The following is a 19,296-nucleotide window of genomic DNA, read 5'->3' as shown; positions in this document are numbered from 1 at the left end:
CCGACCTCTTTGCGGTCGGCCTCGAGGGTGAAGACGGCGCTGGGCAGGGCGTGCTTGATGCTGGCTGAGCGTACGAAGTCCAGGGCGAGGGTGGACTTTCCCATGGCAGGGCGGGCGGCAATGACGATCAGCTGGCCGGGGTGGAGTCCTTTGAGGCTCTTGGCGACCCTTGTCGATCAATGCCAATCTTGGCCGTTATCCCAGTTCAGTAGGGGTTTGGCGCCTCACCCCTTTTCAACCCTTATCAGTCTTTTCCGATCCTTGTGTCCAACCTGCGTCCAGAGCACGTCCTGGAAGGACAAGTCCAACCAGCTTCCGAGACGATCGCCCCAGCTCGGGAGTGCGCCTCGAATTCGCCCGAAGCGGATTCCCCATCTCCCGCCCGCTGTCCGGTCAGGTTCGGGGCCGACCGGACAGGCGGGGTAAAGTCGCGGTTTTGTCAGGTGGCGATGCTGTTTGTGGTGGTGAGAGGCGTGTCATGCTGATGTGACACGTGGGCCCTCCTCATGTGCTGGCGTCTTCGCCTTCCGGCGCTTGATCTCGCAAGGACCCCGCTTGGACCGTTTTCAGCAACCGTTCCTGCCTGGCGGAGCCGGCGTCCTACAGTCCCCGTTGCGGGGGCGGGAAAAGGAGCAGGCGTTCGTCGGCGCACGGTTCGATGCGCTGCTCCACGGCCATGGCGGCGTCGTGTGCGTGGAAGGCCCTTCGGGCAGCGGCAAGACCCGGTTCCTGGCGGAGGCACAGGCCACCGCGGTGCGCCGTGGGCTCCGGCTGTTTCGCGGAGGCGCGGATCCCGATGGCCAGTTCGTCCCGCTGGGTCCCCTGCTGGAGGGTTTGCTGACGGGCTCGGGGTCGTTGTTCGACGTGGACAGGCTGCGTGATCTCGCGGCGGCACCTGAGCAGCGGTTCTGGTTGCTGCAGGAGTTGCAGGACCGGCTGGAGCAGGCGGCACTGGAGACCCCTCTGGTCATTACTCTCGATGACGTCCAGTGGCTGGACGACGTGACGCTTCTGGCTCTGCGCACGCTTTCGGCCCAGCTGACGGCCCACGCGATCCTGTGGCTGGTGGCCGTCCGCAGCGGGACCGAGGCGCCGGGCGTGCGCGCGACGCTGGACGCGATGGAACGGGCCGGTGCCCATCGGCTCCAGCTCGCGCCCCTGACCGATGCCGCGGTCGCCCGGATCACCGAGGACGTGCTGGGGGCGGTTCCCGATCCCGGGACGCTGAGTGTCGCCCGCCGCGCGGAGGGTGTGCCTCTGCTCCTGGTGGAACTACTCCACGGCATGCGCGACGAACACGGAGTGGTCGTCGCGAACGCCGTGGCCCGGCTGGCGGCCGGCCGTCTTCCCGCCAGTTTCCAGGCCTCCGTACGGCAGCGTCTCGGCCGGCTTGCCGAGCCAACCCGCGAGGTGGTGCAGACCGCGTCCGCCGTGGGGCGGAGCGTCACCGTCGGCCTGCTGGCCGAACTGCTCGGCAGGCAGGCCGCCGCGCTGATCGCGCCGGTGCAGGAAGCCCTCAGCTCCGATCTGTTCGTAGAGCGGGACGGTCGTCTGCTGTTCCGCCACGACCTGATCCGCGAGGCTGTCGAAGCGAGCCTGCCAGTGTCCGTACGCAGGGCGCTGCGGCGCCATGCCGCCGATGTCCTGCTGGCGCGCGGTGCGCCGGCGACGGAAGCGGCCGCCCTGCTCGTGGACAGCGCGGACCCCGGCGACCACGCGGCTGTGCGGTTGCTGCGGGCGGCCGCCGCAGAACTCTCGGCGACCGCGCCGGCGTCGGCAGTGGAACTCAGCGCCCGGGCCCTGGCGCTCACCGCCGGGCAGGGCACCGAAGCACCGGCGATCGTCGCGGAAACGATGCTCCTCCTGTGGCAGACGGGCCAGGCCGCGCAGGCCCGGGCGCTTGCCGCCTCGGCGCTGCCCGGCAGTCTGGATCCGGACACCGAGGCACGTGTACGGCTCGGACTGGCACGCGTGTCCAGCCAGTTCGACTTCACGGAGGCCGTCTACCAGGCTCGTACCGGAGCCTCTCTTCCCGGCATCAATGCATCGCTGCGGGCCGAACTGCTGGCGCTGCGGTGTCTGAACCTGGCCATGGTGGGAGATTTCGAGGCGACCGCCCTGGCCGTGGCCGACGCGCTTCACTGTGCGGAGGAGGCACAGAACAAGACCGCACAAGCCACCGCGATCGCCGTCGACTCGGTCGTGCGGTTCTACCGGATGGACTGGAGTGCCGCGTTCGAGCAGGCCGACCGGGCCGCAGCCCTGGCGGCCGAGGTCGGGATCGAGCATTCCCTGTGGGTACCGGAGGCCCTGTGGAAGGCGTTCCTGCTGAACGCGGCAGGCTGCTCGACCGAGGCTCTCGCCGAGTCCGAAGCCGGAGTCTGCGTCACCCAGCGACAAGGCCAGGCCGCAGCCACCGGTCTGTGGTTGATGAACCGGTCCCGGGTGCTGCTGGACGCGGGCCAGCTGGAGGACGCGCGGGCCGAGGCGGAGGCCGCGTCCGCGCTGATGGAGGAACTGGGCATGGGCAACTTCGCCGACGCCACCCTCCTGTACACGCTGGGGCGCGTCGCTGTGTACACCAATGACCGGGAAGCGGCCAGGGCATACGCGGCCGAGGGCAAGCGGATGCTCAACGACCCGGCGATCCTCGTACGCAACGTCGGCTCCTGGCTGACAGCATTGGTCGCCGACGCCGAAGACCGTCCCCATCAGGCCATGGAACTTCTCGACGAAGCGTTCGGCACCTTCGGTCTGGAAGGCCCCTCCCTCGCCAGCCCGGATGATCCGGCCGACGCCCCCGTCTTCGTCCGCATGGCGCTACGGGCCGGCGCACCTGAGCGTGCCGTGGCCGCCGTCGCCGTCGCGGAGCGCCGGGCCGCCCTCAACTCGCAGTTCCCGATCCTGGCGGCAGCCGCCGCACACGCCCGGGGACTGCTCGACAACGACCTGGCGCCCCTGCTGCGCGCCGTCGAGCTGTACCACGGCATCGCCCGCCTCCTTCCTCGGGCCTCGGCGTTGGAGGACGCCGGACGCAAGCTGGCCGCGACCCGCACCGTAGATGCCGTGCCGTACCTCGACCAGGCGCTCGGCCTGTACACCGAGGCGGGCGCCGAGCGGGAGGCGGCACGGGTCCGCCGACGGCTGCGAGCGGCGGGATCACCACGGCGTCGTGCGACATCCACGGGGTTCGTGAAGGGGTGGCCGGTGCTGACTGTCTCCGAGGTCGCGGTGATCCGGCTCGTGGCGCAGGGGATGACGAACCGGCAGACCGCGCAGCGCCTTGAGATCTCGCCGCACACCGTGAGCTCGCACCTGCGGCACGCCTTCACCAAACTCGACATCACCTCCCGCGTCGAACTGACTCGGCTGGTGAGGACGCGCGAACACTGAGTGTGATGGCTTGGCATCCCACACGTGCTCCCGGAACCGGACGAAAACGTGCGATGCCTCGCCCGGTCCCCGCTGCCAGGATCGGTCTTGCCCGACGAAGGGAGAAGACCATGCCGCCTGACGCATCGGTGCACGATGAAGAAAGCGCCTCCGGAAGCGTCTACACGACCGACACGCTGCCGGTCCACCACAGACGCGCATCCTGGTGCGAAGCCCTGTCCCGGACGTTCGGCGCCGTCAACATGAACGTCCCCGACGAGGTGTACTCCGGCACGATCCGCGCCTCGTCGCTCGGCCGGCTCCAGACGATCACCGTGGACGGCGACTGCCTCTACGCCCTGCGCACGCGCGGTCTCGTGGCGCAGGGCGGCGAGGAGGAGTGCGTGGTCGTCAAGCTGCTGGACCGAGGCACCGCCAGGCTCACGCAGGACGGCCGCAAGGCAGACATTCTGCCAGGTGACATCTTCGTGTACGACATGGCACACTCCGTTCGGCTGGATCTCCCCCGGTCCTTCCGGACCAAGTCCGTCGTACTGCCACGGGACGTCCCTGGGTTTGAGCGAGTCCGACCTGGCACGCCTCACGGCGTCCCCGATCCGTCCCGGCTCGCCGCTGGGGAGTCTTCTGTCGCCTTTCCTGACTGGGCTCGTGGACACCGCCGCGACCTGCCCTCCACGTATCGGCGAGCTGACGGCCAGCAATGTCGTGGACCTGCTCAGTGTGCTGGTCGACGAACAGCTCGGCCGGACGACTGCCGACACACGGCGTGGGGACCGGGCACTGCTGCTGCGGATCCATGCGTTCATCGACCAGCACCTCGCGGACCCGATCTGAGCCCGCAGGTCATGGCCCGCGTTCACCACACCTCACCGCGTCACCTGCACAAGCTGTTCGAGAGTGAAGACGTCACCGTGAGGCGGTGGATCCAGCGGCGCCGGCTGGAAGGGTGCAGGCGGGAGCTGGCACGATGCGATGCGGCAGCCCGCTCCGTCACCGCGGTGGCCCACAGGTGGGGATTCACCAGTGCCGCCCATTTCAGCCGGGCGTTCCGGGCCGCCTACGGCATGGCTCCCAGCGGATGGCGCGGAGCGCAGAAGTCCGCACAGGGCTCCTTGGTCGCCGCCTGGCCCTCTTCTCCGGGAAAAGCCGACCCCGATTCCTCCCCGTGCCATGTTCCGTGCGTTCTCCGACAAGTCACACGCGTCGTCGAATTCTAGGATCAGCGACAGAAGAACAACTCCTGCATCCTTATTGGGGGACGCAATGAGAAAACCTCTCTCCTCGGTCATATGCACGGTGACGGTCCACGTCAGCATCCCGGACGAATTGCCGGTACCGCTGCCCGCCGAATTGCGCTACGACACGTCCGACCCCTACGCCGTGTGTCTTTCCCTCGGCGCACCCGTCGCCAGGCCCGTCGACTGGGTGTTCTCCCGCGCACTGCTCACGGAGGGCCTTCGCACACCGTCCGGCATCGGAGACGTAATGGTGATACCGCGGCACGGCGGCGGTCTGCGCACCGTGCGCATCGTCCTGAGGTCCAACGCCGGGGCTGCGTTGATCGAGATCGCGACCCGCCCGGTCGCCGCATTCCTCCGGAAGACCGTCTCTCTGGTGTCACCGGGAACAGAGAGCCGCCACATCGACATGGACCGCGCTCTCACCGAGCTCACCGGCAGCAGGGACTGAAATGAATTCGGCCGCCGTCGCGCCGATACTGACCCGCCCCGACAACCGGAGACCGAGCAGAGGATCCAATATGGATGAGCCGATATCGAGAGACGGCACGAATTTCCTTGGATGTCTGGGGATCACCGCCCTGCGATCCGATGGCGGAATTCTCCATCTCCCTCCCTGGCGGTCGAATCCGAGCCATCGCGAATTCCTGCACGTCGCCCTGCATGTTCGCGGCTCAATCGCCGTCCTCCTTGACCGCGACATGGTCTCCCTGGACCCCGGACGGAGCTCCCCGGGGAGGCAACCACTGACCCGACGGACGGACGCACACAGACGCTCTCCCGTGTCCGGGCATACGTCGAACTACACCTGGCCGATCCGGACTTGTCGCCGGAATCGATCGCGTTCGCCCACAACATCTCCGTCCGCTACCTGCACAAGCTCGTCCAGCACGAGGGGACGACAGTGAGCCGACTAATACGACAGCGGCCCGGCGTGACGCCTGCCGACGCAAGCTGGACCGGGCCCCGGCATCGCAGGCTCACCGTCGCCGCCGTCGCACATCGCTGGGGGGCACCAGCCCGTCCCACTTCAGCAAGGCGTTCCGGACGCCTACGGCATGTCACCCAAGGAATGGCTGGCTCCGGCGCCGTCGGACACGGACGCTGACTCGGCCACCGTCATGGCAGAACCGGGATCATGACGTGTAGGCGAACGACTCGTCGCCCGGTTCTACGACTCGGTTCAGGCTTCGACCGTCCGGTACTCCACGCCGAGTCCGGCAAGAAACGTGAGCAGGTCCTTCGTGCCGATGAAAATGGTGGCCCTGCTGTCGCCCGGGTGGAAGGTGAGGATCTCCTCCTCCAACATCTCGGCATCGAACAGCAAGGACACCTCGCGATGGTCGGGGTCGATGAGACCGAACGGCGAGACGACCCCCTGTTCCAGCCCGAGGGCGTCCGTGAGTCGCTGCGCCGACCCGAACGACAGCCGGTTCTCACCGAGCGTCATGGCCAGCCTGCTCACATCGAGGTCCTTCCGGTCATCCATGATCAGCAGATACCGGACCGTGCGCCTGCGGTTCACCAGGAAGAGACTCTTGGTCCGCACGCCTTCGTGCCCCTCGATGAACGCGTCGGCCTCGTGGGTCGTACGTGCCTCCGCGTGTTCAAGGAGCCGAAAGTCGATGCCCGCCGCGGTGAGCGCACAGGTGATGTCGCTGCGAGTGATCATTTACGCCTCTGTGTGAGTCTTGCGTGGCTAGATAGTTCAGTGCAGTAACACTTGAGTACAATTTAATAGACTACTCTATACTGTACTTAATCGTTCATCAAAATGAACTGCGAGGCGAGTTGTGACGGCGATCTCCGCTCTGGCCGCCGGTCCCCTGTGGGGACTGGCCGGTCGCACGCCCGTCGGCTTTTCGACCGAGACAGGTTGGGGAGCCCGGTGACGGACAGAGCCACTGTCGCCGTATCCGCTGACAGGTCCAGCGGCTTCGACTCGGGTGGTTCCGGGCCGCGTGCCGCGTCCCCGATCGGTCAAGAGGCGGAACTCGGCCGGATCCTGGAGTGCGCCGAGCGCGGTCGCGCCCAGCCCCAGTCCCTTCTGGTGCTGGGCGAAGCCGGTACCGGCAAGACCGAACTGCTCCGCATCGCGATGGAGCGGACGAGCACGCACGTGTTGGCTGCCCAGGGCTGCGAGACGGAGATGCAGCAGTCGTTCGCAGCTCCGCACCAGGTGCTGCTCCCGGTACTGGGTGATCTCGCGTTCCTGCCGGAGCGCCAGCGCGACGCGCTCCGCGCGGCCTTCGGGCTCGCACCGACCACCGGGCCGACCGAGCCCATGGTGTTCCGCGTCGCCTTCCTGATGCTGCTCAGGCGCGTCGCTCGGGTGAGCCCCCTGCTGCTGGCCGTCGACGACATCCAGGCCTGCGATCGTGATTCCTTGGGCGTCCTGCTCCTCGCGGCCCGACGCCTGGCCGACGAATCCGTCACGGTACTGCTCGCAGCCCGCGGTGAGGTCCCCCGCTGGACATCCCCGCAGATCTCGCGGTGTTGCCGCTCGGGCAGCGGGATCCACTCCAACAGGGCAGACAGGGGATTCGTGTACGGATCGTGTCCGAGCGCCCGCGACGTCCACGGAGGAAACCTGTGTCCACTGTCCTCTCCACAGCACCGCTGTCCGCTGCCGACCGGGCGGAGCGGTGGCATCAAGCGGTTTCCGGCACCTTCATGCCGATGGACGTGAACCTGCTCGAGAAGGAGCCGTCACCCGGAAAGATCGTCAGCAGTCGGCTCGGCGCCCTGCAGATCTCTCATGTGCAGGCCGGACCGCAAGTAGTGACGCGCAACAAGCGCAACATCTCCCGCGAGGACCGGAACTCACTTACCGTCAGCCTTCAGCAGCGAGGCACCGCGATAAAGGAGCAGGACGGACGGGAATCCGTGATAAAACCGGGCGAATTCTCCATCATCGACTCGTCCCGCCTCTTCAGGATAAAACTCGAAGGGGAATTCGTTTTCACCTCCTTTCACTTCCCTCGCGAAGATCTGCACGTGCGGGACGAGGATCTGCGGGCACTGACCGCCACCACCTTCACCGGCGAGGAGGGCAGCTCCGCACTCGTGGCGACCTATCTCGCGCGTATGGCCCGCGAAGCCGAGGGCTTCGACGACGGCGTCGGCCGCCGGGCGGCCTCCACCGCGCTCGATCTGATGGTGCTGCTCATCGACGAACGACGCGGTCGCCTTGCCGCCGAGGGCCCGCAGGTGGCCGCGGCCTACCTCGACCGGGTCAAGGAGCATGTCCTGCGCAACCTCGACGATCCCGATCTGTCACCGTCCAGGATCGCCGAAGCGCACTTCATGTCAGTCCGCTATCTGCACAAGCTGTTCCAGCTCGAAGGCACAACCGTGAGCGGCTGGATCCGGACGCAGCGACTGGAGCGGTGCCGCCGGGATCTCCTACGACCCATGGCCAGAGAGCTGGGGGTGGCGGCGATCGCCCAACGCTGGGGTTTTGTGAATCCCAGTCACTTCAGCCGGGCCTTTCGCATGGCTTACGGTACGACGCCCCGCGAATGGCAGCTCCACGGCCGATCCGGAGCACACTACGGGAACACTTGCGGTGCACTGACGGACAAGTGACCGGCAGCAGCGGCCCATAGCGTGGCGAGCAGGAAAGCATTCGCACCACGCAAGGAACTGCAGATGTCTGACACGACGACTCCGGTACCCCCCGTCCTCGAACCCGAAGCCCTCGCCTTCGCCGAGGCGACCGCGGATCCGCCGTACCTGTTCGACCTGACCCCGGCCGAGGGCCGCAAGGCCGTCGACGAGGTCCAGTCCGGCGCGGTCGACATGCCCACGGTCGACGAGGAGTGGATCACCGTCACGGGCGGCCCCACCGGCAGTGTCCAGGCGCGGATCGTGCGGCCAGCCGGCGCCACCGGCACCCTGCCGGTGATCCTCTACATCCACGGTGCCGGCTGGGTCTTCGGCAACGCTCACACCCACGACCGCCTCGTGCGCGAACTCGCCGTCGGCGCGAACGCGGCCGTGGTCTTCCCCGAGTACGACCTCTCGCCCGAGGTCCGCTACCCCGTCGCGATCGAGCAGAACTACGCCGTCGCCCAGTGGATCGTCACCCAGGGGGCCACCAAGGACCTGGACGGCACCCGGCTGGCCGTGGTCGGCGACTCGGTCGGCGGCAACATGAGCGCCGCACTGACCCTGATGGCCAAGGAACGCGGTGACGTCCCGCTGCTCCAGCAGGTGCTCTTCTACCCGGTCACCGACGCGAGCTTCGACACCGACTCCTACCACCAGTTCGCGGAAGGCTACTTCCTGCGCCGCGACGGCATGTTCTGGTTCTGGGACCAGTACACCACCAGCGAGGCCGAGCGCGCAGAGATCACCGCCTCCCCGCTGCGCGCCACCACCGAGCAGCTCACCGGCCTGCCCCCGGCCCTCGTCATCACCGGCGAGGCAGACGTGCTGCGCGACGAGGGCGAGGCGTACGCCAACAAGCTCCGCACCGCCGGCGTCGCCGTGAGCGCGGTCCGTGTCCAAGGCGTCATCCACGACTTCGTGATGCTCAACGCCCTGCGCCCCACCCATGGCGCCCAACTGGCCATCACCCTGGCCACTGCCACCCTCCGCACCGCCCTGCACCCGGCCTGACCTGCCGCCCCAGTACCAAGGAAAGTCCTCATGACCCAGTCAATCGCTCCCACCATCGTCCTGGTCCACGGCGCGTTCGCCGACGCCTCCAGCTTCGCCCGGGTCATCCCGGAGCTGCTGGCCGACGGTTTCAGCGTGGTGGCCCCGGCCGTGCCAAACCGCAGCCTGATCGGCGACGCCGCCTACATCGCCTCGGTCGTCCGCCAGATCCCGGGCCCCGTGGTCCTGGTCGGCCATTCCTACGGCGGCGCAGTGATCACCGTCGCCGGCATCGAGGACAACGTGCAGGCCCTGGTCTACCTGGCCGGCTACGCCCTGGAGCAGGGCGAGAGCCTGGGCGAGCTCCAAGGCCGCTTCCCCGACTCGGATCTGGGCTCGGCCCTGGTCTACACGCCCTTCCCGATCGAAGGCTCCACCGAGAGCGGCACCGATGTGACGGTGGACGTCGCGAAGTTCCCCGCGATCTTCGCCGCCGATGTCGAGCAGGACCTGGCCGAGATCCTGGCCGTGTCCCAGCGCCCGCTGGCAGCTCAGGCGTTCGCTGACGCGGCCCCGGCGGCGGCGTGGAAGACCAAGCCCTCCTGGGGCCTGGTCGCCTCGGCGGACCACACCATCAACCCGGACGTGGAACGCTTCGGCTACCAGCGCGCCGGGATGACCACCGTCGAGGTCCACTCCTCGCACCTCGTCATGCTCGCCCACCCCAAGAAGGTCGCCGAGCTGATCCGCGAAGCCGCCCGCGCCACGGCCCACTGACCACAGCTGTCCCGCACTCCCGCTGCTGCCGTCCGGTCTCCCCATACCGGTCGGCAGCGGCTTGGGGCAGGCCCCGTCGAGGAGATCTCAGGAGCGATCAGCCGCTGCTGAACCTCGTGCCTATACGGAGAGTAACAATTCCAGTTTGGGTTCGCTGAGGGCGGGGCTGGCAACGGTTCCACGAGCCCGCCAGAGGCGCGGCTGAAGTAGGCGAGTTCCAGGCCGCCGGCGGCTTCCCTGGCGGCACCAAGAGGTGCGGCCACGAACCGATGCGCATGCGGTCGGGTCTTCAGTTGGCGCGTCAAGCGCCTCAGCAGTCGGCCAGTACGGCTGGGGGTCTAGCGCCGGGACCCGCGAGGTCCACTCCCTCCTTGCTGGCCGACGACCGGTGCCAACTCGTAGGGGTCATCGTGAGAACGTCCCACGGAGTGGGCACGGGGCTTGCGTGAGCCCTCCGGTACTGCGGCTGTGCGCCGCCCTGGACGCTGGCGCCAAAGTGTGTGCGGCACCGCTCGTGTCGGGTCCGTCCGATCCGGCTGTACTGGTGCGCTGTTGGGTCAAACCGTCCTCGTTTCCGCGTTCGGAGGATGATGTGCGCATGCAGTCAGACAACGGCCTTCCGAACGACCGCTGGGCCGAATATTTCGGCTAGTGCGCGGTGATGATGCTCAACGCGCTCCGGCAGGAGAATGACGCGGACCCGTTTTCCGAGGTCACCAGCGTCGACCTGTCCGCAGAAACCGAGCCCGGGGGAGAAAGAATACCGGGCGCCCGAAGGCTTCTGGGACATCCGAATCGACGTTGACCTCCTGACCGATGCACTCGACGTCAGCGGTCGGGGCCGCCATGGAAGCGGAACGGGGTGCTTGCAACACCGTCACGTCCAAGCCCTGCTTGCCCTCGACCATCACCCGACCCTGAGAACGCTCCTCGAGGCCCAGTCTGACCGCGACAACGAACGGGCCCAGGACGAGGACGCGAGGTCGGCCGATCAGGCATGCGCTCTGCTGGAACTCATCGCAGTCCCCGGGTCGCTGACCAGGAAGGCTTCGGCGAGCACCTCGCATGGCTGATGGGAAATGGCTGAAAACTGAACGCTCAGCTCGCCAAGCGTCGCGCTCACTCGCCGAGTGAAGCCCCGACCACAGCTGCGCCGAAGCGCTGTCACCAAGGACACCAGACGACCTGGAGGAATCCCCTGAGTGAAGCACGACGGTTGTTGCCGTCTGCTGGCGGTACTCGTCGCGGGTGTTGCGGAATGCCACAGCAGGCCCCGTACAGAGCCCGGTTAGCCTTCGCTGTCACCACCGTCACCCTGGCCCGCGCTGTCGGCCGGGCCACGGCAGCGGTCCCATCCCTTACCCGCTGCGGCCATCACCAGGACCGCGACCGTGGAGTACTCGATCGCCTTTCCCATCACTGCGTCCGCCGTGTCCGACGTGAACGATGCCTGCATCATCGCAAACAGCACCAGCAGACCGCAGAAGTACATGAACAGCTGTTTCTGTACGGCCGGCGACAGAGAACCAGGGCTGACACGGGCGAACTCCTGGGCTTGCTCTGCGAACTCCGCGACCATCTCTTCCGGGGTGTCTTCCTCCGGCACCGTGCCGGCCGCCGAGTAAGCCTCCTCCACCACGGCCACCGCCGCAGACCGCTGCACCTGCGATAGCTCCCGCTCCGCCACGGAGTCATCGAGCAGATGGCCGATTCCGGAAGTCTGCATCTGCGTCGCCACCCGCGCGAGCGCACCCGTGGACAGCGCAGAGAACTGCCCCGAGGCCAGTGCCGCCTCGCGGATACGCGGAGTCCACTGCTCGACAGCTTCAGCCAGAAGACTGCGGCGCGCCTCCTGCGCGGCTTCGGTCTCACGCATCAGCTGAGACAGAGCAGGACCCCAAATCTGGCTGCGCTCGATCTGCAGGCTGAGCAGCGCCTGCCTGCGGACCTCGTCCAGCCTGCCGAGGCTGCGCACGGCTTCCTGTACCTGCTGCATAAACGGGGACTCGGCGTTGCCGGGGTGTTGGCGCAGGCGGCTGACCATCCATGGCGGCACGGGACTCGACATGACGAACACACTGCCACAATGCCGACGGGCTGGGCGAAGGGGAGTTGGAACCCTTCCGGGGTGTGACCGCGCTGTCTTGAATGCCGACGCCGGTCTGGAGATTTGGTGCCTGCGCTCACCTGACGCGGCGTGCTGTGACGACGGCTGCCGGGGGCGCTGGTTCAGGCGCGGTGCTCAGCCAGGGAGCTCCTCATCCTTCAGGTGCATGGCGTATCCGAGCTCGTCGGGGTGCCGGCGCAGGCGGGCCAGCTTCCACGCCATGCCCGCGTCCATCCCCTCGCCGAAGTCGGCGGCCAGGTGCCGTGCCTGCCATGTCGTGAGCGGGGCGAGCACCCACAGCGTGAGCGGGAACCGGACGCGGCTGGTTCCGGTGGTTGCCCGGTCTGCCCCGTTGGGGGCGTCCTCGGAGGCGTGATCAGGGGGGTTCGGGTCGGCCACGTCCGTGAGTCTTCGCGACGGCCGCATCATCGTGACGGCCATCGGACTGGAGATCATCGCAAAGAGCGGTCCATGTCGTCGCTGTTGACGCGGCCCGGGGTGCACTTTCGCCGGGGAGATGTCCGCGCTCGGGCCGAACGTCGTGGCGGCACTCGTTCCGGTGACGGCCGTCACTACCGGCACACGTCGACGCCTTGGACCGATGGAGCGGGGTGCACTGCGCGCGGATCCCTCACGGGTCAAGGCGGCTCGCCGCTGTTTTTTGTGCAGGTAGTAGAGGTGCGATGACACGGCGCACACCGCAATTTGAGTGATCTGTGTCACCTCTTGCAACTGCATGCGAAATTGCACCTTTCCGCAAATTTTCATTGAAACCTTCAGGAACTGACGGATCGCCAGCTTGTGCGGGGGTGGCGAATCCAAGCAGGGGGTGGCGAACCCTGGCGTTACACCGCTGCAAATCTGCTGAAGAGTGCGCCGGGCGCCGCCGGTTGAGGGTCCTTGAAAACAGGTGGCTAGTGGGCTGCACGATCGGGTGGTCCGGTCCGCTTATCTGTTCCCCAGAGCAATCACGCTCAGGCGCAGGCCCATGCTGGACGGGGGGCAGACGTGGTCAACAGCGCCGCTGCAGAAGGAGGAAGGACCACCAGCTCTGTGAACTACGACGTAGGCAGCTCTGCGATGGCCCCCAACGCCGTGGCACGGCCGTCCGCGCCCGACGGGCGCTTAGACACCCTGGTGCACCGCAACCCCCCGTTCACCGCGTTCGAGACCGGAGGGCGGGGCGAGGACGAAGCCGAGCAGGCAGTAGCCGATCTCATCGCTTCCATGCCGCCGCAGTTCTGGATCTTCCATGAACGCTACGACCGGGCCTACTACGAGTACACAGTCATCCATCTCGGCAACGAGGTCGTCAGCCGCTACCTGGTCGACATGACGTTCGTCTACCTCGCTATGGACTGGTGCCACGTGGCCCCCAATCCCGGCCACTATGCCTGGTCGCTGCTGAAGGGCCGGGTGGCCGCGGAGCTGGCAGAGCAGGGCCGAACGCCGGCAGCGCGGGAGACGCTGGCCTTCGCCCGCGCCATACAGACGGCCTCAGCCCCGTTCCTGGCCTCGTTCCGCGAAAGCTTCCGCGAAGCCTACGGACAGCCGGCCGCCGAGCTCGAGGACGGGCTGGAGGTGTGGGAGCACATGTCACGGCTCAGTGAGCGTCACTTCGATGTCCTGGTCCTGCATGCCGTGCTGGGCTTCGACACCAAGGACACGGCTTTGATCATGGGCGTCAGTCGGGCGACGGTCCGCTCGACCCGCCGCACCGCCAAGGTACGCCTGGCGGCCGCCATGGGCTGCCGTTTCGAGATCGACCCCGACGACTAGAAGGAGACCACCGTGCCTCGCACCCCGCGCACCATCAACGACATCCTCAGCCGCGCCCGCGTCTTCCAGGGCGCGTACACGCGCGCGGATCTGGAGGCTGCCCGGGAAGCGGTCGCCCGGGGAGTCAACGAGCTGCGCTGGGTGCGCGCCCTGGAAGACACAGCATCGTCGTCCGCCAGGCCGGCGGTCCGGCATGAGCGGGCGACGTGCGACCTGGGCATGCTCTCCCGCGCCGTCATCCGCGCCCCCGGGGCCGCCGACCGCGTCACAGCCTTCGACAACTGCCGCGAGCCTGACGGCGCACTGGCCTTCGCCTGCCTGCTGTATGTCGCCGAGCCGGAAAGCGGTGCTCAGTTCTGGTGGGAGTACGCGGCCGGGGCGGGCAGCGTCACCGGCGCGCTGTGCCTGTATCTGCTGCATCTCAGCCGCGGTGAGCTGCGGGACGCCAGGCACTGGGCCTGTCAGATAGGAGATCTCCACGACCTGGGCTGGGACGGATACATGCCGGTCGAACACCGTGCGGAACGGGTGGATGCGGACCCGCTGCTGGGCACGGCCGTCTGTTACGTCCTGCCGCCCGGGCGGGCGGTGCCTGAGGAGGCGGTGAGGGATGCCATGGGCCGGCTGGAGCCGGCGGACACCGGACTGGGGCCCGTGCCGCAGCCCACCGCCGATCTCGCCATGCACTGGTGCGACCTGGCGCCTGCATGACGGCCCGGGGTGGGGATCAGCGAAGCCGAGGTCCCCAGGGGACCTCGGCTCGAGAGAGACCGGTACATGGATCAGTTACGGAGCATGAAGTGCGCACATCGCCTGCAAGATCCAGTGGTGGTGACGTCTATGGCTGGCTGGGTCCGCGCAGGGAGTGATCCTGTAGCGCTGTCGCCACATGTTGCTGGGCCGAAGCGATGTAGGCCTCGCTCGCCGCACGGAAATCGGCGCTGGCCACCCGGTCACGCACCCAGGCGTCCATCCCTGCCCTGATGACGGCGTTGGCGGTGCTGGACTCCACGGCTGCGATGGCATGAATCCGGTCCAGGAGCTGGCGGGGGAAGCGGACGGACACCACAACCTGCTGCTCCTTCTCCTCGGGCTTCTCGGTCTGCCTGGGCATGTGCCTTCCCTTCATCGGGCCGCATGCCCTGCTCGTGTCAGGGACAGGGCATGCCGTTCCCGGTTCACGGGCGCGGACGGCGTGTCGGCCGTAGCGCCCTTGCTGACAACGCCTCACACATTAAGGCACTACAGAACTACGCGATGTACTGTGGGTCACATTTTCGCTACGTACAAAGGTTCTGATTAACCGTTAGTGAAAGCGTGGGTGTGGCTCATGCCACTACAGCCACTTCATCGATGTCGATTCGTTGATGTAGTCGCAAGTGGGATGCTCCTTGTGGACTACAGGACTACATCAAGTAGTGTGCGCTACACAGTGAGATCAAACGAGTACGTCCCGCTACAACATGCGTGCGTACCCCGGACAAGGAGTTCGCTTGTACTTCCCCTTTGACGGAGACGGACAGCTGGCCCCCTACAGCGCCGACGGCATAACCGCCCGCGCCGCGCACGCCGCGCTCAACGAACTCGATGCCCTGGGACGCGAAAGCACCTGGGGACAGGACCTCACCCAAGAGCTCCCGGAGACCGAGAAACTCGACAAGGTCCTCGACCTGCGCGCCCTGTGGCAGCCCGACCGAAGCCGGCCGCCCTCGGGCATCCCCCGCCAGGCCGAGTACTGGGACGACAAAGCCGTCCAGGCACGGCACCGCCTCACCGAAGCCGTCGAGAAGAACCTGCACGAGGCGTCCAACTTCTCCGGCAAGCCGGTGACCGTGCTCGGTGCCAACGGCTGCCTGGACGAGCGCACTTCGGCCTTCCGCGCCTGCGTCGCCCAGGACCAGCCCGTCGTCTCCGTCTCCGACAGCGGATGCCTGCGCCGCTGGCTCTCCACCAACGACACCAGCGCCACATCCCTGTCGATCATCACGTTCATTCCCGGCCGGCCGCTCTACGCCGCCGTGGTCACCGCCGGAACCGCCCTGCTCTCGGACTGCTCCGGCTCCTGGCGCCTGACACTCACCGACGGCTGGCAGGCGATGACCGGCGAACCCCTGGTCGCCGACCCCGACCCCAACTACATCGTCCTGCCCCGCGCGCTGGAACACCTCGCGCCCGGCCTGCGCAAGCACTACGAAGAACCGATCTTCCCCCGCGACACCAGCTCCGCCATCGCCCAGGCCGTCCTCGGCGGAGCCGTCCCCGTCGCCGTCCACTTCACCGAGCACGTCCTCAACTCCGCGATCTTCCCCGTCGCCGTCGGCCACGGCATGGCCGTCCGCGTCGACAGCGGCAAGCTCATCGAGAAGCCCTGGGACGCAAGCCGCCACCTCTACAAAGCCCTCACCGGCGAGATCCCCTTCGGCGACGAACACGTCATCGCCCGCGACATGTGGGCCATCAAGCGCGCCACCCGCGTCCTCGCCCGCGAACGGCACCTGGCCGCCCAGACCCACCCCCTCGACGCACCCTTCGACACCACCTACGAGGACGACCTCTTCGGCTTCGACTTCGACGAACTCGACGACGAAGACAGCTGACCAACACACCGCCGCCATGCCTGGACCACCCGGTGAAACCGCCCGCCTCCCCAAGGACAGTGCAGTGACCGACCACCTCAGCCTCGTCACCGACGAACCGGCCCCCACCAGCGGATGGCGCTTCAGCATCATCCCGCCCAAAGACATGTGGACCACCTGGTACCACAGCGCAAAAACCATCCGCCGCCCCGCCGGCAGCCTCGCCCTGCCCGCCATCGCCACCACCGCCACCCTGCACTTCACCCACACCCTGCACCACAGCGACAGCCTCATGGCCCTCGCCCTCACCACCCTCACCGTCGGCTACGACGCCGTCATCACCCTCAGCCGCACCTGGCAGAAGACCACCGCCCAACAGCACCACTGCACACACAACGACAGCAGCCACCAGGCAGCCTGATCCCGTGCTGGCACACGCCTGGTGCCAGCACCTCTCCCGTGCTCCGGCCTGAAGGCCGGAGCACTTCTGTTGTCCCGCACCGCCGGGCCCCTACCGCAGCTCGCCCCCGCCCCTACTCGAGGGGCTCAGGCCCTGTCGGAAGCCAGGGCGCAAGAAGCGCGCCGGCCGCATCGACGTCCTGCGCGAGGCGGCCAAGAAGGCCGACCGGACCCGATCCCCCGCTCCGCCGCCGTGGTGCCGGGTAGGGCTGTCAGCGCCCCGGTCAAACGGAGGATGGGCAGCGCGAAGTCCTGGCTGAGCTGGTCGCTGAAGACACCCCGCTCAGGCCGGATGGGAGCCGCACCGGGTGCGAAACGGCGCCGCAGGGCAACTCGGGCAGCGGGCTGGGTCTCAGAACGGGGGCTCGTCGTGCCAGGGGCCGCCCGGCCGCTTGGGCGGGCTCGGGGCAGGCTGCAGGAGGATGGCCAAGGCGTCCTCGACGCGACTGAGGTCGATGAGGTAGCCGGCCAGGTCATGGCGGTTCGAGGAGGAGTGCTGAGCGAGGACGGCGACGGCTTCCTCGGTACGTCCGGCGCCGGCGAGGAGCTCGGCGATGTGCGGCGCCGCGTACCGGGTGGCGCCCTCGGGGTGGGAGCGGGCCTGTGCGACGGCTTCGTCGACGCCGTCGCGGGCGGCGATCAGCGGCAGCCGTATCCAGTACAGGTCCCAATCCTCCTCGCCCCCGCGGGCGGCGGCGAGGGCGTCGAGGTGTGCCAGGCCTTCCTCCGGGCGGCCGTGTTCGAAAGACAGCTCGGCCAGCGTATGGAGGATCCAGTCGTCCCCGTTGTGGATGTCTGCCTGGGCCCGCATCACGTCGATCGCTTCGCTTCCCCGGCCGTGCCGGGCCAGAAGCTGCGCGAGCTCGAAAGCCGAATGGGAGGTGCCGGCCACCGCTGTGCCGGCCTGCCGGTATGCCGCGATCGCCCCTTCCACGTTGCCGGCCTCCTCCAGCAACCGCGCGAGGTGCTGTACTGCGCGCCCTGAGTCGTCAGTTGCCGCCATTGCCCGAAGCTCGTCGAGTCGGCCGTGCCGTGCCAGGACTGCGGCCATCTGCTCATGGTTGTTGAGCAGGCTGGTGCTGCTGGTGCGCAGCAGGGCGATTGCCTCGTCGGTGCGGCCCTGGCGCTCGCGGATCACGGCGAGGTACCCGATTGCCGTGTCGCGATCGAGGCCGTTGCAGCACCACGGGAAGTCGGTACACCGGTGTTCGGTCCGGGCGGCGACCAGCGCGGCGGCTTCCTCGTCGCGGCCGGCGGCGCCCGCGACGTCGACCAAGGTGCCGAGGGGCAGTTCGCCGATGTGTGGGCGCAGCAGGGTGAACGCTTCCTCGGCGCGGCCGTGCCGCGCGAGCAGGCGCGTGTAAAACTCCAGCGCCATCGGGTGTCCGGCCTCCATCCGGACACGGGTGATCTCGATCGCCTCGTCGATGCGGCCCCAGCACTCCAGCAGCTCGGCCGCGGCTGCGACAGCCGTCCACCAGCCGGTCGCCAGGTACGGGGCGAGCACGTCCAACGCGTCGGCCTGCCGGCCCTGCTCACCCAGCAACCGCGCCCACGCCAGCGCGCAGAACCACTGCCCGCTTCCGGCGTGCAGCTCCACCACGTCGACGTGGCCGCGGTCGAGCAGCCGCGAGACCAGCTCCGGCGGGATGCACCCGGACCGCGTCCGGACCCGGTATTCAAGATCAGTAGCGTCCACGGCCACGCACCATAGCGCTCACCTCCGACACCCTCTCCGCCGGTACCACCGCGTCCCACCGGTCCACGTCCGACCGGCACCTCTGCTGCCCGACTCGGCCGGGCCAGTCTCCCTGTCGGGGGCAGGGAAGACTGCATCGGTCGAGGCTGCGACCTGGGCACTGACATCTTCCGTAACTGCCTGCTGTTCATCCCTCACGTTCTCCGGGCCTCGACATGGCTACCTACTCAGACGGACGCGTGTCGGTTTGAGTACGCGCCCCGATGCTCGCATGGTCCGGCGCTGATGAAGCGACTCTCATGACGACGCAGAACACCGCGCCTCAGCACCGAGCTGACCACCCGACCTGGTGGAGGATCCCCCTGGTGGCTTCCGCGTTCGGTCTGCCAGTCCTCGCCCTGGAGTGGAGCGGTCCGGCCAGCGTCGCCTGGACGGGACCTCTCCACAGGGGGAATAGGTGCGTCATTTGCAGATCTATCCGCCGCCTGCGGCCGGGCCGTTCATGGCCGGGCCCAGGTCCACCGGGGTGGACGTGGCGTTCGCCGGCGGGGGAAGGACGACCAGCGGCTGGCCGGCCGGCGGGACCGGCGGGGTCATGTCCGACTTGGGCAGCTTCGGCGGGGTGGTCTGGGTGAACAGCGTGGTGTCGAAGTCGACCAGACCGGT

General features: G+C 67.8%; 17 protein-coding genes and 3 pseudogenes. 13 read left to right on the top strand and 7 right to left on the bottom strand.

Features of this window, described 5'->3' with window-relative positions; genetic code table 11:
* Nucleotides 1-149: pseudogene (locus ABT070_RS44755) on the bottom strand (DnaB-like helicase C-terminal domain-containing protein); the annotation flags it as partial.
* 337 nt (nt 150-486) lie between these two features.
* Between ABT070_RS44755 and ABT070_RS44750 the strand changes: the two are divergent.
* The 5 genes and pseudogenes from ABT070_RS44750 (at nt 487) to ABT070_RS44730 (ending at nt 5,082) form a co-directional block, all read left to right on the top strand.
* Nucleotides 487-3,393 carry a helix-turn-helix transcriptional regulator gene (locus ABT070_RS44750; protein WP_351768963.1) on the top strand — a complete coding sequence of 969 codons (2,907 nt, stop codon included), beginning with the start codon at nt 487-489 and terminating at the stop codon, nt 3,391-3,393.
* A 5-nt stretch (nt 3,394-3,398) separates the two neighbouring features.
* Nucleotides 3,399-3,932: pseudogene (locus ABT070_RS44745) on the top strand (AraC-like ligand-binding domain-containing protein); the annotation flags it as partial.
* A gap of 109 nt (nt 3,933-4,041) precedes the next feature.
* The gene (locus ABT070_RS44740; RefSeq protein ID WP_351768967.1) at nt 4,042-4,227 is read left to right on the top strand and encodes a hypothetical protein; all 186 of its coding nucleotides are present in this window, start codon (nt 4,042-4,044) and stop codon (nt 4,225-4,227) included.
* Nucleotides 4,228-4,238: 11 nt separating this feature from the next.
* Complete coding sequence (locus ABT070_RS44735) at nt 4,239-4,610, top strand: helix-turn-helix transcriptional regulator (RefSeq protein ID WP_351768965.1); 372 nt, start codon at nt 4,239-4,241, stop codon at nt 4,608-4,610.
* Between the two features lie 79 nt (nt 4,611-4,689).
* Complete coding sequence (locus ABT070_RS44730; protein ID WP_351768961.1) at nt 4,690-5,082, top strand: SsgA family sporulation/cell division regulator; 393 nt, start codon at nt 4,690-4,692, stop codon at nt 5,080-5,082.
* 732 nt (nt 5,083-5,814) lie between these two features.
* Here ABT070_RS44730 and ABT070_RS44725 read toward each other — a convergent pair.
* Nucleotides 5,815-6,303, bottom strand: coding sequence for a YbaK/EbsC family protein (locus tag ABT070_RS44725; RefSeq protein WP_351768959.1), 489 nt, complete (start codon nt 6,301-6,303; stop codon nt 5,815-5,817).
* A gap of 216 nt (nt 6,304-6,519) precedes the next feature.
* On the opposite strand from ABT070_RS44725, the gene ABT070_RS44720 reads away from it, so the two are divergent.
* From ABT070_RS44720 to ABT070_RS44705, 4 genes are all read left to right on the top strand, one after another.
* Nucleotides 6,520-7,320, top strand: coding sequence for an ATP-binding protein (locus ABT070_RS44720; protein WP_351768957.1), 801 nt, complete (start codon nt 6,520-6,522; stop codon nt 7,318-7,320).
* Nucleotides 7,224-8,219, top strand: a complete 996-nt coding sequence (locus tag ABT070_RS44715; protein WP_351768955.1) for a helix-turn-helix domain-containing protein — start codon at nt 7,224-7,226, stop codon at nt 8,217-8,219. Before ABT070_RS44720 ends, ABT070_RS44715 begins: the two co-directional genes overlap by 97 nt.
* Before the next feature lie 63 nt (nt 8,220-8,282).
* Nucleotides 8,283-9,254, top strand: coding sequence for an alpha/beta hydrolase (locus ABT070_RS44710; protein WP_351768953.1), 972 nt, complete (start codon nt 8,283-8,285; stop codon nt 9,252-9,254).
* Nucleotides 9,255-9,284: 30 nt separating this feature from the next.
* Nucleotides 9,285-10,010 (top strand): alpha/beta fold hydrolase, encoded by a 726-nt coding sequence (locus ABT070_RS44705; protein WP_351768951.1) that lies wholly within the window; start codon nt 9,285-9,287, stop codon nt 10,008-10,010.
* A 1,288-nt stretch (nt 10,011-11,298) separates the two neighbouring features.
* On the opposite strand, the gene ABT070_RS44700 is transcribed toward ABT070_RS44705, so the two are convergent.
* Both ABT070_RS44700 and ABT070_RS44695 read right to left on the bottom strand, forming a co-directional pair.
* Nucleotides 11,299-12,078, bottom strand: a complete 780-nt coding sequence (locus tag ABT070_RS44700; RefSeq protein WP_351768949.1) for a hypothetical protein — start codon at nt 12,076-12,078, stop codon at nt 11,299-11,301.
* A gap of 174 nt (nt 12,079-12,252) precedes the next feature.
* A complete protein-coding gene (locus tag ABT070_RS44695) occupies nt 12,253-12,516 on the bottom strand; it encodes a hypothetical protein (RefSeq protein ID WP_351768947.1) in 264 nt (87 codons plus the stop codon).
* Between the two features lie 681 nt (nt 12,517-13,197).
* Here ABT070_RS44695 and ABT070_RS44690 point away from each other — a divergent pair.
* Together ABT070_RS44690 and ABT070_RS44685 are read left to right on the top strand one after the other, a co-directional pair.
* Nucleotides 13,198-13,896, top strand: a complete 699-nt coding sequence (locus tag ABT070_RS44690) for a sigma factor-like helix-turn-helix DNA-binding protein (RefSeq protein WP_351768945.1) — start codon at nt 13,198-13,200, stop codon at nt 13,894-13,896.
* Between the two features lie 12 nt (nt 13,897-13,908).
* Nucleotides 13,909-14,607 (top strand): hypothetical protein, encoded by a 699-nt coding sequence (locus ABT070_RS44685; protein WP_351768943.1) that lies wholly within the window; start codon nt 13,909-13,911, stop codon nt 14,605-14,607.
* A gap of 127 nt (nt 14,608-14,734) precedes the next feature.
* On the opposite strand, the gene ABT070_RS44680 is transcribed toward ABT070_RS44685, so the two are convergent.
* Nucleotides 14,735-15,010: a hypothetical protein gene (locus ABT070_RS44680; RefSeq protein ID WP_351768941.1), complete on the bottom strand. Its 276-nt coding sequence runs from the start codon at nt 15,008-15,010 to the stop codon at nt 14,735-14,737.
* A 379-nt stretch (nt 15,011-15,389) separates the two neighbouring features.
* Between ABT070_RS44680 and ABT070_RS44675 the strand changes: the two genes are divergently transcribed.
* Complete coding sequence (locus ABT070_RS44675) at nt 15,390-16,493, top strand: hypothetical protein (RefSeq protein WP_351768939.1); 1,104 nt, start codon at nt 15,390-15,392, stop codon at nt 16,491-16,493.
* A gap of 64 nt (nt 16,494-16,557) precedes the next feature.
* On the top strand, nt 16,558-16,893 hold the full coding sequence (locus ABT070_RS44670; protein WP_351768937.1) for a hypothetical protein: 336 nt from the start codon (nt 16,558-16,560) through the stop codon (nt 16,891-16,893).
* 390 nt (nt 16,894-17,283) lie between these two features.
* Here the strand turns inward: ABT070_RS44670 and ABT070_RS44665 are convergent, their stop codons facing one another.
* Nucleotides 17,284-18,636, bottom strand: a complete 1,353-nt coding sequence (locus ABT070_RS44665) for a tetratricopeptide repeat protein (protein WP_351768935.1) — start codon at nt 18,634-18,636, stop codon at nt 17,284-17,286.
* Nucleotides 18,637-19,104: 468 nt separating this feature from the next.
* Nucleotides 19,105-19,296, bottom strand: a pseudogene (locus tag ABT070_RS44660) (DUF4142 domain-containing protein); the annotation flags it as partial.

This window comes from Streptomyces sp. NPDC002884, assembly GCF_040295245.1.
In the GTDB taxonomy this organism is placed as follows: domain Bacteria; phylum Actinomycetota; class Actinomycetes; order Streptomycetales; family Streptomycetaceae; genus Streptomyces.
The sequence above is the reverse complement of the archived record's forward strand: the minus strand, read 5'-3'. Positions and strand labels throughout refer to the sequence as shown.